10 protein-coding genes are annotated in these 13,838 nt (G+C 66.8%); all 10 read left to right on the top strand.

Annotation, left to right across the window (positions count from 1 at the left end; all coding sequences use genetic code 11):
* Nucleotides 1-332: 332 nt before the first annotated feature.
* The 10 genes from ASC93_RS03860 to ASC93_RS03815 all read left to right on the top strand — a co-directional run bounded on the left by ASC93_RS03860 (nt 333) and on the right by ASC93_RS03815 (nt 13,826).
* Complete coding sequence (locus ASC93_RS03860; protein WP_162251789.1) at nt 333-1,586, top strand: HlyD family secretion protein; 1,254 nt, start codon at nt 333-335, stop codon at nt 1,584-1,586.
* Between the two features lie 18 nt (nt 1,587-1,604).
* Nucleotides 1,605-3,701 (top strand): peptidase domain-containing ABC transporter, encoded by a 2,097-nt coding sequence (locus tag ASC93_RS03855; RefSeq protein ID WP_056437348.1) that lies wholly within the window; start codon nt 1,605-1,607, stop codon nt 3,699-3,701.
* Nucleotides 3,702-3,709: 8 nt separating this feature from the next.
* Nucleotides 3,710-5,290 carry an alpha-amylase family glycosyl hydrolase gene (locus ASC93_RS03850; RefSeq protein ID WP_056437341.1) on the top strand — a complete coding sequence of 527 codons (1,581 nt, stop codon included), beginning with the start codon at nt 3,710-3,712 and terminating at the stop codon, nt 5,288-5,290.
* Nucleotides 5,287-6,549, top strand: a complete 1,263-nt coding sequence (locus ASC93_RS03845; protein WP_056437337.1) for a glycosyltransferase — start codon at nt 5,287-5,289, stop codon at nt 6,547-6,549. Before ASC93_RS03850 ends, ASC93_RS03845 begins: the two co-directional genes overlap by 4 nt.
* 365 nt (nt 6,550-6,914) lie before the next feature.
* On the top strand, nt 6,915-7,295 hold the full coding sequence (locus ASC93_RS03840; RefSeq protein ID WP_157201736.1) for a hypothetical protein: 381 nt from the start codon (nt 6,915-6,917) through the stop codon (nt 7,293-7,295).
* 86 nt (nt 7,296-7,381) lie between these two features.
* The gene (locus ASC93_RS03835; RefSeq protein WP_056437331.1) at nt 7,382-8,488 is read left to right on the top strand and encodes a TraB/GumN family protein; all 1,107 of its coding nucleotides are present in this window, start codon (nt 7,382-7,384) and stop codon (nt 8,486-8,488) included.
* A gap of 16 nt (nt 8,489-8,504) precedes the next feature.
* Nucleotides 8,505-9,527, top strand: coding sequence for a toxin-activating lysine-acyltransferase (locus ASC93_RS03830; protein WP_056437329.1), 1,023 nt, complete (start codon nt 8,505-8,507; stop codon nt 9,525-9,527).
* Nucleotides 9,524-11,242 (top strand): hypothetical protein, encoded by a 1,719-nt coding sequence (locus ASC93_RS03825; protein WP_056437327.1) that lies wholly within the window; start codon nt 9,524-9,526, stop codon nt 11,240-11,242. The genes ASC93_RS03830 and ASC93_RS03825 overlap by 4 nt, the downstream gene beginning before the upstream one ends.
* Nucleotides 11,233-12,132 carry a toxin-activating lysine-acyltransferase gene (locus ASC93_RS03820; protein ID WP_056437325.1) on the top strand — a complete coding sequence of 300 codons (900 nt, stop codon included), beginning with the start codon at nt 11,233-11,235 and terminating at the stop codon, nt 12,130-12,132. The genes ASC93_RS03825 and ASC93_RS03820 overlap by 10 nt, the downstream gene beginning before the upstream one ends.
* A complete protein-coding gene (locus tag ASC93_RS03815) occupies nt 12,129-13,826 on the top strand; it encodes a hypothetical protein (protein ID WP_056437322.1) in 1,698 nt (565 codons plus the stop codon). Before ASC93_RS03820 ends, ASC93_RS03815 begins: the two co-directional genes overlap by 4 nt.
* Nucleotides 13,827-13,838 lie beyond the last annotated feature (12 nt).

Below are 13,838 nucleotides of genomic sequence, written 5' to 3'. Positions count from 1 at the left end.
CAGGCGTCTCATCTATTCTTCGCTTGCCCATTGTTTCTACGTTGTCGCACTCGAAACGGGTTAAATGTAATGTTAATACATAACATACATTTTTCTTTCTGAAACTAACTATTTGTCACTTAACAACAAAAGTACAAAAAAATATATTTTTGACACATCTGGATACAAGATCGTAAAGTTGTCTAGATCACCCGGGCACGCCGTGGGCTGCGCTTGGGATTCACGCATTTCGGCAAGTAATCGCACTCGAATCTCGGCCTATGTCGCAAAACGAAATACAGCAATCGTCCCTGTTTCGCCCCGAGGTCACAGCCTCGTTGAGTCATCAATGGATGGGTTCCATTCGTCTCGCCCAGCAAATCTCGTCGTGGCTCGTTTCCGGCGTGGCGATCGCGATTTCCGCCGCCTTCCTGGCCTTTGTTTGCCTCGGCAGCGTCACCAAGAAAGCGCACGTGACGGGTATATTGATACCAGCGAAAGGTACTGTCGGCATCAGCGCGGCGAGCGCCGGCGTCCTGGTGAGGAATGTCGTGAGCGAAGGCCAGCACGTGCGGGCCGGCGCGACATTGTTCGAGTTGTCGACCGAGCGCCAGGGCAGCAATGGCGAGTTGTCGTTCCTGATTGCCCGGCAACTGGCCAGCCGGGCGCATGGCCTCGAGGCAGAGCAGCGCCTGCGTACGGCACAGTATCGGGAAAAAAAAGCGGCGCTGACCCAGCGCTTGCAAGCGCTCGATGCCGAAGGCACCCAGCTGGCGCAGGAAATGGAACTGGCCGCACGCCGGCTGCATCTGGCGCAGCAAAGCCTGGGCAAATTCGAAACCTTGCAGGCCAGCGGTTATGTCTCGTCCGCGCAAACCCAGCAAAAGCAGGAAGAATTGATCGACCTGAGCGCCCGCCTGAGCAATCTGGGCCGGACCCAGGTGCAGTTGCGCGCCAGCCGCCAGGACGTGGAAGCGGAACTGGCCGCGCAGCCAACCAGCCTGGAAAGCGACCTGACGCAGCTCCAGCAGGCCAAGGCGCTGCTCCAGCAGGAAGTGGCGGAAAACAGCAATCGCAAATCGTTCCTGATCACGGCACCGCAGGATGGCGTCGTCACGACCATCACCTATCAACCGGGCCAGGCGGTCGGTACGGGCCAGGTCCTGGCGACGCTGATTCCGGAACAGGGCACGCCGCCCGGCGCGGCACCCGAGTTGGAGGTGCAGTTGTATGCGCCCAGCCGGACCGCAGGTTTCGTCGCACCCGGCCAGACCGTGCTGCTGCGCTATCAGGCCTTTCCTTATCAAAAATTCGGCTTGCAGAAAGGCGTCGTCACGGACGTCAGCAAGACCCCGTTCGCGCCGAACGAGCTGCCGCAAAACCTGGCCAGCACCATCCTGTCGAATGCCCAGCAAAACCTCCTGGGTTTCAACAGCAACGAGGCGCTGTACCGCATCAGGGTGCGTCCGGAAAAACAGTACATCGACGTGTACGGGCATCCGCAAGTCCTCAAACCCGGCATGACCCTGGAAGCCGACGTTCTCCAGGACAGCCGCAAGATCTGGGAATGGATCGCCGAGCCCCTGCTCGCCATGCGTTCCTACTGAATCCGTACCAACGTTTTTATGCGCGTCATACTTCAAACCGAATCCAGCGAATGCGGCCTGGCCAGCCTGGCCATGATCGCCAACCACCACGGCCATCGCATCGATCTCGTCGATCTGCGCCGGCAGTTTTCCGTCAGTCTCAAGGGGGCCACGCTGGAGCATCTGATGCGCCACGCCGCCGCCCTGCAACTGGCGGCGCGGCCGCTGCGACTGGAGCTGGAGGAACTGGATCAATTGCAGATGCCGTGCATCCTGCATTGGAACCTGAACCATTTCGTCGTCCTCACGCGGGTCAGCCGCACACTGGGCGGAAAACGCATGGTGACCGTGCTGGATCCGGCCGTCGGCGAACGCCGGATGGCGCTGGACGACGTCTCCCGGCATTTCACCGGCGTGGCGCTGGAGTTGACGCCCAGTGCCGATTTCGTCGTCAAGGATGAGCGCAAGAAGATCGCCATCCGCGACCTGACGGGCCATGTCGCCGGCTTGCGGCGCGCACTCGTCCAGGTGATCGCGCTGGCGCTGGCGCTGGAAATCTTCGCGATCGCGTCGCCGCTGTTCAACCAGTTCGTGGTCGACGAGGTCATCGTCAGCGGCGACCGCGACCTGCTCAAGATCCTGCTGCTCGGTTTCGCTCTTCTCACGGTGACGCAGACCGCCATCGGCCTGGCGCGCAGCTGGTTCCTGATGCGCTGGAGCGTGGACATCGGCCAGCAGTGGGCAACGCGCCTGTTCACGCATCTGACGCGCCTGCCCGCCGCCTATTTCGAGAAACGCCACCTGGGCGACGTGGTGTCGCGCTTCGGCAGCATCGGCGCGATCCAGGGCACGTTGACGAGCCTGTTCGTGGAAAGCCTGCTGGACGGCCTGATGGCTTTGTTCGCACTCGGCATGATGCTGATGTACAGCCTGACCATGTCGGCGCTGGTGCTGGCGGCCGTCGCCTTGTATGCGCTGCTGCGCTGGGCGTTCTATCACCCGCTGCGCGAAGCGTCGCAGGAGCGCCTGGTCCTGTCGGCGAAGGAGAACAGCCACTTCCTCGAAACGCTGCGCGCCATCACGCCGCTCAAGCTGTTCGGCCGCGAACCCGAGCGCCGCGCGCGCTGGCAAAACCTCAAGCAGGACGTGATCAACCGCGACGTCGAGACCCAGAAGCTGGGCATCGTGTTCAAGGTCGCCAACACGGCCATCTTCAGCGGCCAGGGACTGGCGCTGTTTTACTACGGCGCGGACGCCGTCATGCGCAACACCCTGACGGTGGGCATGCTGATGGCGTTCACCAGCTATGCCGGAACGTTTTCCGGACGCCTGTTCAACCTGATCGACCTGTTCGTCAACCTCAAGATGCTGAGCCTGCATGCAGAGCGCCTTGCCGACATCGTGCAGGAACCGGTGGAGGAGGAAGCGGCGCCGGAATCGGACCTCGGCCGCCTGCGCGGCGATATCACGCTGAGGAACATCAAGTTCCGCTACGCCGAAGGCGAGCCGTGGGTGCTGAACGGGATCGACCTGCATATCCCGGCCGGCCAGAGCGTCGCCTTGACCGGGCCCAGCGGCTGCGGCAAGAGCACGCTGTGCAAGATCATCCTGGGCTTGCTGAAACCGGACGAAGGCGAGGTCCTCGTCGACGGCATCCCGATCACCCAACTCGGCTTGCGCGCCTACCGCCAGCTCGTGGGCACGGTGATGCAGGAAGACGTCCTGCTGGCGGGCTCGCTGCAGGACAATATCGCGTTCTTCGACGCCAGGGCGGACCAGGCCAGGGTGGAAGAGTGCGCCCGCCTGGCCGCCATCCACCACGAAATCGCGGCCATGCCGATGGGTTACCAGACCCTGGTCGGCGACCTGGGCAGCAGTCTGTCCGGCGGCCAGAAGCAGCGTGTGCTGCTGGCCCGCGCAATGTATAAACAGCCGAAGATCCTGGCGCTGGACGAGGCGACCAGCCACCTCGACGTCGCCAACGAACACAAGGTGAATCAGGCGCTTGGCCACATGCGCCTGACACGCATCATGGTGGCGCACCGGCGCGAAACGATCGAGGCCGCCGAACGGGTCGTCGCCCTGCAAGGCGGCAGGATCGCCGACGTGCGCATCGATACCGCCATGGCCGCGTGAGGCACGACATGACGCATCCGACCTTCCACGACAACCCGATCGTCTATCACATCCTGACGGACCGCTTTTGCGATCCCGCCAGGGAACACGGCCTGACGCGCGTCGATGGCGACGCCATCGGCACCTTCCACGGCGGGAAACTGGCCGGCATCACCCGCAAAATCGAAGAAGACTGGTTTTGCGCGCTCGGCGTGAATGCCATCCTGATTTCGGCCCCGTACGAACAGATCCGCGGCTGGGTGCCGGGCGAAGGCGGATTCCGGCATTACGCCTATCACGGCTATTACGCGCTCGATTACACCCTGGTCGATGCACGCCTCGGCACGGCGCAGGACCTGAAAAACCTGGTCGACGCCGCGCATCGCCGCGGCATCCGCGTGTTACTCGACATCGTGCTGAACCACCCGGGCTATCCGGATCTGGACACCATGCACGCGCTGGACATCCCGGTGCTCAAGCCCGGCTGGCGGGACGCGACGCCCGCGACCTATTTCGATTATCTCGACAAGACCAGCGCCGGCTTCGCCGCCTGGTGGGGCCCCGACTGGGTGCGCGGCGATTACCCGGGTTATCCCGCCGGCGGCGGCGACGACCTGACGATGCTCCTCAGCGGCCTGCCGGACTTCCGGACCGAGAGCGAGGCATGCGTCCGCCTGCCCGCGTTCCTGGCCAACAAGCCCGGATCGAAAGCGCGCGACCTGCCCGGCACGACGGTGCGCGGCTACCTGGTCGAGTGGCTCACTGCCTGGGTGCGCGACTTCGGCATCGACGGCTTCCGTTGCGACTCCGCCAGGCACGTGGAACTGGACGCCTGGTACGCGCTCAAGGAAGCGGCAACGACGGCGCTCGCCGACTGGAAGCGCGCGCACCCGGCCGAAGCGATCGACACGGCGCCGTTCTGGATGACCGGCGAGGTGTTCGGCCACGGCATCGAGCGCAGCGATTATTTCGATTTCGGATTCGATAACCTGATCAATTTCCAGTTCCCGGCGCACCTGGCACGGGCGCCGGACCTGGACACGCTGTACCGCGCCTACGCCAAGCGCCTGGCCGGCCGGCCCGACCACGACGTCCTGTCCTATGTATCGTCGCACGACACCCGGCTGTGCGACCGCGGCAGCCTGATTGCGGCCGGAACGGCGCTGTTGCTGGCGCCGGGCGGCGTGCTGATTTTATATGGCGACGAAACCGCCCGCCCGCCTGGGCCTTGCACACCGGCAGACCCGGCGCAGGCCACCCGTTCGGACATGAACTGGGACCGCATCGACGTCGACGTGCTTGCCCACTGGCGCAAGCTGGGCCGTTTCCGTGCGCGCCACGTCGCGCTGGCCCGCGGCACGCATGCGTGCCTGCAGAAAGCGCCCCATGTCTTCGCGCGCATCGATGCCTGCAGCGGCGACCGGGTCGTCGTCGCGCCGGAGGTCCGCAGCCCGGTGTCGATTCCGGTATCCGGCGTGTTCGCGGAGGGCGAACGGTTGTGCGATGCGTACTCCGGCCGTCACCTCACGGTGCGGCATGGACGGGTCGACGTCGAGTCGTCGGGCTGCGTGCTGCTGGAAAGCGCCGCCGCCGGGGAGGCGCGCCCATGAATGTCCTGATGCTGGGATGGGAATTTCCGCCGCATATCACGGGTGGCCTCGGCACGGCGTGCCAGGGGCTCGTGCGCGGTTTGACGGAAGCCGGCGGCATCGACATCGCCTTCGTCATGCCGCAGTTGCGCGGCGGCGAGCGCCAACGCGGCGTGTCGTTCCTGTGCGCCCGAAGCCTGGCGGGCGATGCACCCGGCCGCGCCGCGGGATCGGATCCGGAACGGCGCCGACTGGACGATTTTTTCGCCGGTTTCGTTCCGCCCGACGTTGCGGCCGCATTCCATGAGGACGACGAAGACGCGCTCTGGATGGCTGCACCGGGTGTCGACGGACGCTTGTCGGGTGCCTACCAGGGAATGTCCATCGCGGATGCGCTGGCCTATGCGGACAGTGCGCCGCACCTGCTTGCCGCCGCGCAGCCCTTCGATGTCGTCCACGCGCACGACTGGCTGACGTTTCTGTTGGCGGCCCGGGTCAAACAGGCGAGCAACAGGCCACTGGTCGTACACGTGCATTCGGTCGAGCCGGACCGTGCGGGAAATTCCAGGAACGGGAATATCGGCGCGATCGAACGGTTCGGCATGTATATGGCCGACAGGATCATCGCCGTCAGCGAATATACGCGCCAGGTCCTGGTACGCGAATACCGGATTGCCCCCGGAAAAATTGAAGTGGTCCACAATGGTGTAGAAAAAATCGAGAATGCCGCGCTGCCGGCGCAACGCGATATATTCCGGGTTTCCTTTATCGGCAGGATCACGCACCAGAAAGGTCCGGCATATTTTCTGCATGCCGCAAAAAAAATACTGGACCGGCAGGACGACGTGCGTTTCGTCATGGCCGGAACCGGCGATTTACTGCCGGTGGCGAAAGCGCTGGCCAATAAACTCGGCATTTCCCGTCAAATCGATTTTCCCGGATTTCTGGATCCGCCGGGCGTGAAAGCGCTCCTCGCGGCGTCCAGTGTGTATGTGATGCCATCGGTATCGGAGCCCTTTGGCATCGGCGCGCTGGAAGCCGCGCAATCGGGCGTACCCGTCGTCTTGTCGCGCAATAGCGGCGTGGCGGAAGTCATGCGGGACGCCATTTGCGTCGATCCGGCGGATACGGATGCGATCGCGGACGCGGTGCTCCGGACGCGGAACAACCCTGCGCTGGCGGAAATGACGGCGCGCGCGGCAAAAGATGCGGTCGCGGAACTGGAGTGGAAAGTGGCGGCGAGAAAAATTAAAACGATCTACCGTAATTTTTTGAATTAAAAAAATCGCGTATTCGAATAAATGATGCCTTGATCGGCAGGGTTATTTACGCGCTTTGAAAACGTAAAATAACAGGATGATTTTTTCGAAAAAAAATCCGGATTTGCTATTGATTGTTCAGATTGTTTTAAATAACATGCTCGCAGATTAAAGAATATAAATGATTATCTTTGATTGCGCAGTGCGGGTTTTTGGAAGATTTCTGGAATGGCGCCGGACGGCGAATTCCGCAGGATTCGTCGGTACGGCCGGAACAACCGGCCGTACCGGCGAAAACCGCAGGTCGTGATGTCAGCACGGCATGCGGGGCAACGTCGCATTCGGAAACGAATGCATTCATAAACCATGTATAGGAATAACAGATAATGCGTATTATTTCAAGCGCGGAAGTGGCGGCAGTTTCGGGTGGCGACGGTTGGGTCGATGCGGCCATCGGCGCGATCGAAGACCTGCTCGGCATCGGCGGCGGCAGCTCCGGCTCGTCGTCGGGCTCGTCGTGCCAGCCGTACAGCAACAACAACGGCAGCACCTCCGTGACGCAGACCTGCGGCGCGGGCGGCGTGTCGACCGTCGTCACCACCTCCCCAGGCGTGGTCATCACCCAAACGGTCACTCCGGCCACGGGCGTTTCCGCATCGGGCAGCTATGGCCCGGGCAGCGTCAGCGGCAGCTACAACGGCGCGCCGACGGTGACCACCGTCACCTGCATCAACGGCAGCTGCAGCGCACCTGTCGTGTCGCGCTAAGCCGTCATCGCCGGACCGGTGTGCGCGCTTGAGTCCCCTCGGCGCGCATGCCGGCCCGGCATCGTCTTTTTCAATACGCCATCCACATGACATTTTCCATTCGCCGCCTCATCGCGGGCGCCGCGGCCTGCATGCTGGCGGGCGCCGGTGCACATGCCGCCGATACCTTCCTGCCGCGTGCCTGGCTGGTCAGCAACGGCAAGACCCAGGCCGTGCTCGTGGCCGAATCGCATTTCGGTACGGCCGTCGAGCAGGACGGTTACTACGACGCCGTCGTCCAGCCCAGCTATCAGGCGGCCGACGTCGCCGTGATGGAAACCTATATGGGGCCGGAGGAAATGCGCAACGAGACCTTCGAGCGCGGCGCGCCGTGCATGAGCGGTCCCGGTGACCGCCGCACCGGGCGCCTGGCGCCCGCTTTCGACGCCCTGATCGCCGCCACCCGCGCGAACGGCCTGGAAGTGCCGAACTGGCTCGATAGCTGGCAATTGATTCCGGAATTCCTGTTCACCTCGACTTACCTGACGCGCTTCACGATCGATGCCCTCGGTCCGGACTATGACAAGGCGCTCGAAACGCACCTCGGAGCCGGCACATCGTTCCGCCTGCGCGCCCTGGGCGGCAGCGCCAAGAAGACGGTCGGCCTGAACGTGCTGAAGGACCAGCGCAACGATTTTTGCAGCGCCAGCGCGGCCGACCGCCAGGACTTCCTGGCCGATAACGTGCTGCAGGCGGCACGCCTGCTGCGCATGAAGCAGGCCGATCCCACCTATGCGAAAGTCGGCGAGCTGGCCGCGCCGATGGGGCGCGTGTTTGCCGCCGGCGTACGCTGTATCGACCGTGCCGAAGCATGCCCGATCGACATGCTGCCCGCCGATACACGCCTCCTGCGGGACAAAGGCATGATGTTTGACTACAGCCCCGGCATCATCGACGTGAGCCTGAGGCGGCGCACCCGCGCGTGGGTGCCCGTCATCGTGCGCGCCATGACGGAACATCGCCGGACCTTCATCATCGCCGGTGCCCTGCACCTGCCCGACCTCAGCATCGCCGGCAAGCGCGAACCCGGCCTGATCAGCCAGTTGCGCCAGCGCGGCTATACCGTCACCACGATCCGCGGCCCGGCCGACATCGCCGGCTTCCTGAGGCCATCCTGGACCGACCGCCTGCGCGCCCTCGTCGGCCGCCCCTGAAAACCGGCTTGCACCGATGAACGTGTTTCCCTTGACCGACCTGGCCGACCGGCTGGGCATCGCCGCCGACGCGACCACGCGCCAGGCGCTGGCGCTCGGCCTGGCCGTAAACTTCCTCGGACCGCGCTGGGGCGGCGCCCGGCTCGGCCGCTGCCTGCAGCCGACCTTCGCCGCGCTGGACAGCGGCCGCTACGTGTTCTATGTCGACGCGATGGGCCGCGGCATCGGTTTCGTCAACTGGACGTTGGCCAGCGCCCAGGGCACCGCCGCCCTGCTCGCGCACGGACCGGACGCCGTCGCCACCCTCTCCCACGAGGCCGAAGGCGCGCTATGGATCCTCGATTTCTTTGCGTACGGCCGCGGCCTGCGCGCGATCCTGGCCGACTTGCGCGACCGCGTCCTGCGCGACCACGACGAGGTCACCTATTTCCGCTACCGGGGCATGCGCCGGATCGCCAAGCGCATCGCGCGCGCCGACCGCACCGCGTTCTTCCGCGCCCCCGCCGCGCGTCCCGATGCTGCCCTTGCCCTGGCCGCGAACGCGTCCCTGCTGGACAAGCACCGCGACCACCTGCACAACGCGATCGCGCTCGGATCGTCCCTGCTCGCGCTGCGGCGCTGCGATCCCGGCCTGCGCTCGCCCCTGTGGCACGGCGCCGTGCTGCGCGACCTGGCCGTGCTGGAACAGGTGCGCGTCTATCGCGCCGCGGACGGCACGCCCGCCGGGCTGCTGACCTGGGCCTGGCTGTCGCCGCACACCGTCGCGGGCCTGCCCGCCACGCCGCTGCACGCGGCGCACGTCTCGGAGTGGAACGAAGGCCGGATCCTGTGCCTGTGCGACGTGCTGCTGTCGGCGCCGGTCCGTGCGCAGGTCATGGACGACATGTGCGCGGACCTGTTCCCGCACCAGCGCCACATTTTTCTGTACACCCCGCCGCGCGACGGGCGCGCCGCGTCCGTGCAGCGGGTCGGACGCGACGCGGGCGCCGCGGCGATCACGCGCTGGGCCGCGCGTAACGCGTTCGAGGAGGCACGATGACCGATCTTTCATGGCTCGACGCGCACGACGGCGCGCAGCTGTTCGGCGCGCACGGCCGGCACGTGCCGGTGACGTTGCAGCGCCTGCGCCACGCGCGCGTGCTGTGGCTGAACCGGCGCGCCGCGGCGGCCGATCCCGTCCACGCGGCGCCGGGCGGCACGTCGGAAGCCTATGAGGCACACCTGCTGGCCACGTGCGCGTACGCGATGGCGGAGCCGGACAACGCGGCGTGGGCCGATGGCTTCGATCCCGCCGACCGCATCGTCGCCCACGCCGACCGCTACGGCGGCGCCGGCATCGGCCTGAACGGCGGCAGCGGCCGGGCCGCGGTCATCGGCGCTTATCTCGTCAAGGGCGTGGGCCGGACCCCGCTGGTCAGCGTGCGCACGGACGCGGCGCACGCGTCCGGCGGCGCCTACCTCGAGGAAGCCGTGCGCGAGACGATGGTCGCGGAAGTCGTCCGCGCCGAGTTCCCGCACGCCGCCGTGCCCGTGCTGGCGATCATCGATACGGGCCTGGTCCAGCATTGGGCCCACGACGGCAAGATCGAGCGCCGCGTGCTGGTGGTGCGGCCCTGCTTCGTGCGGCCGGCCCACTACGTCCGCGCCACCGCCTATATGTCCGGCAATCCGGCCGAAGGCGCAGCGGACAGCGAACGCGTGCTCCACATGTTCCGCGCCAGCGAGCGCCTGCTGGGCAAGGCGGACTTTCACGCGCGCTACCGCATGCTGTGGGTCCGCTGGGCCGAGCAGCTCGCCTACGGTTTCATTCACCGTATCGTCCACGGTAGCAACACCATGTCGAACATCTGCTTCGACGGCAAAATGCTGGACTTCGGCGCCACGTCGTCCGTGCCGTCCTGGGCGGATGCGGCGACGGTGCTGGCGCGCCAGTCCTTCGACGACCTGCGCCGCCTCGCGCCACAGCAACTGCGCACGCATGCCTATTTCTTCGGACGTTACCTCGATGCCGGCCTGGCGGACCCCGCGGCGCTGGACGCGCTGCACGGCGACATCGACCACGCATTCCGCACCGGGACGGTGACGGAAATGCTGCGCCTGGCCGGCATCGACCGCGCTACAGCCGGCGCCCAGGCGCGCGCCGGGGCGCACTGGTGGCCGCTGGCGCACCGGCTGATCGGCATCTGCCAGCGCGAGCGGCTCGACCTGATCGACGCCGTCCCCGCGGGCGCCGCACCTTGGGACATCGACAAGGTCTGGCAGAGCGACGTGCCGCCCCATCTGCATCCGCTGCGCGACGCCCTCGAGCGCATCGTCCCGCCCGGCGCGCGCGACCTGGCCGCGCGCCGCAGCGTCCTGCTGGCCACCGGCCGCCCCGGTCTGTATCGCGAAACGGCGCGGCGCGCGATCTTCCGCGCACTGGATCCGTCGGCCGCGGGACGGGAACCGGAACGGGAGCGGATCGAACGCTTCATCGCTTCCGGCGTGGCCGCCAACCGGCGCGATGCGCATTGCGAGCTGCCGGATGCGGCCTGCGCCGGCTTCGCCGTCGGCGATGCGGCGTCGTACGCGTTGTTCCGTCATGAGGACGGGACCTTGTGCGCGGTCGACGAAGACGCCGCCGGCGCAAGCCATGCGATCGCCGGCCTGACGCCGTCGTCGCTGCGGTTCGTCGATGCGGAGCGCGCGCCGTTCGAAGGTGCCGTCGCCTTGTCCGGCGCATATGATGTGGAGGAGGATCACGCATGCGTCTGATGCGGCTCGACGAATGGGCGCGCGCGCTGCGGCCCGGCCTGGATGACGCGGCGCTGCGGTTCGCGCGCCAGGGATTCGCCTGGATCTGCCTGGGCGACAAAGTGGCATCGTTCGACGATCTGGCGGCACGCTACCTGGCGCTGGTATCGGCCGGGCAGTGCGATGTGCTGTTCGACGGGTTCGGCCGGGTCGCCGCGTGCGTCTCGTTCGCCTGGCTCGACCTGCACGCCGAACAGGCGGCGCTGCGCCATGGTTTTATCCGCATGCCCGCGGCGGCGCTGTGCGGCGGAGAGCGGCCGTGGATCGTCGACTTCGTCGCTTTCAACGGCCACGTGACCGGCGCGCTCGACGCGCTGCGCAGCGCGATCCTGCCGCAGGCCGACAGCGTTACCTATTTCCGCTACAAGCACGGGCGGCGCATCGCCAAGATGGTGGGGAGCGCCGAGCTGGCGGGCCGGTTGCGGCATGTGGGCCCGCCGCCGGACGCCGCCGCCGTCGTGGCGGCCTATCCGAATTTTGCCCACGGTGCGCGCGGCATGCTGCACATGGCCATCACGCTTGGCAAATGCATGACGCTGGCCCACGCCGCCGGCGGGTTCGCGGGACTGGGTCCGAACGAGGTCCAGCACCGGTTGTGGACCCCGATCTCACTCGGCCAATACCATTTTCATGACGATGCCGGCGGCACCCCGGCCGGCCTGGCGACGTGGGCGCTGCTGGACGACGACGGGCTGGCACGGCAACCGGCCTTGCATGCGCTGCCGCCCGAGACCTGGAACGCCGGCACCGTGCGGTGCGTGACGGACATCCTCGCTGCGCCGCACCGCCGGGCCGATATCGAAGCCGAATATGCCGGTGCGCGCCGCTATCGACGGGAGGAAGCTGCATGAACACGACGACCGATCCGCAGTGCCACGCATTCGACGGCGCTACCGCCGCGTGGCTGTTCGGCGCGGCGACGGGCCAGGTGCCCGTGACGCTGGCGCGTTGCGCGGACGCCGGCATCGTCTGGCTCAATCCGCGCGCCATGGTCGACGATCCGTCCCGGCCGGCCGGCGTGGACGACGCGCGGGCGTATGGCGCGCACTTGCTGGAACGTGCGGCCTGCGCCGATGCGCCATCCGGCGCGGCGGTGACCGGCTGGGCCGATCGCTACGGCGGCACCGGCATTGGCTGGAACGGCGGCAGCGGCCGCGCGGCGGTCGTGGGCGGCTATCACGTGAAGGGAACGGGCCGCACTGCGCTGATCGGCGCCGGCACCGACCAGGCGCATGCCTCGGGCGGCGCCTACCTGGAGGAGTGTCTGCGCGAAGCGATCCTGTCCGAACTGGTCGCCGCCGAATTTCCGCACGGCGCCGTCCCGACCCTGGGCATCATCGACACCGGCCTCGTGCAGCAGTGGGAGACACCGGACGGCCCGTTCATCGAGCGCCGCACATTGCTGGTCCGTCCGGTGTTCCTGCGGCCCGCACATTTCGAACGCGCCTACCTGTTCGACGACGGCACCCCGCTGACCGGGGCGCGCGACCAGGAACGCGTTGCCCGTTTCTTCACGCAGGCGAGCCGCGCCATCGGACGGGCGGGGCTCGACCGGCTGTACCGGGACGTGTGGTGGCGCTGGGCCGAGCAGATGGCGTACGCCTGGGTGCACCGCCTGCCGCATTGCGGCGACAGCACCTCCAACATTTGCCTCGACGGCAAGCTGGTCGATTTCGGTGCGATGGCCGCCATGCCGGGATGGGCCAGCATCGGCACGATCTGGGGAGATTTGCCCTATGGCGAAGAGTTGACCGTGCTGGCGCGCGGCGCGGCGGCGTTGGCGCGGCACTGGGGGCGCTACGTCGATCCGCGTTACGCGGCGCCGGACGAAGTCGGCCGGCTGCTCGACCAGGCGTATCGGCACTACCGGTTCGTCGTCGACCGCGAACTGCTGCGCCTGTGCGGCCTGGACCGCGCCCGCGCGCTCGCGGTGCGCGCCGCCGAGACATCGTCCCACGAACGCGACGGCCTGGAGGCCGTCGTCGCGCGCCTGCTCGCGCACTACCGGCGCGAACACACGACCATTTTCGGCGGAACGCCCCGCCTGCGCATCGCCTGGGACCTGGAGCGCGTCTGGGAAACGACGCCCCCATCCCATCTGGCCGGCCTGCGCCGGGTGCTCGACCGCCATGTGCCCGACGCCGGCACGGCCGTACGCGCCCGCTGCGTCTTCCGTACGCGCGGCCGTCCCGCCCTGTACCGCGAGGCCCTCAAGGCACGGCTGCACGGCGCGATCGCGGACGGCCTCGCCACGCCGGCGGCGCGGAAGACGGCCGATGCGTTCATCTGCCGGGCCATCGTCGACAACCGGCGCGACGGCCTCGACGATCCGGCGGACGCAGTCCCGATCGGTCATGCACGCAACGGTCACGCGGGCTATGCCTTGTTCGAGGACGCGCGGACGGCCCGGCGTTTCGCCATCCGCGAATGGGGTGGCGCCAGGGTGCGCGTTCCGCTGGCGGAGGTGGCGCCGTCCACGCTGACGTTCGCCGACGGCACTCCGCCGTTCGAGGGCGCGGTGGCCGTCCGGGAGATAATGCGCTGAACCGCGCGATGC

Origin of the sequence: Massilia sp. Root335 (assembly GCF_001425685.1) — a bacterium.
GTDB classification, from domain to species: Bacteria; Pseudomonadota; Gammaproteobacteria; order Burkholderiales; family Burkholderiaceae_D; genus Telluria; species Telluria luteola.
The sequence above is the reverse complement of the archived record's forward strand: the minus strand, read 5'-3'. Positions and strand labels throughout refer to the sequence as shown.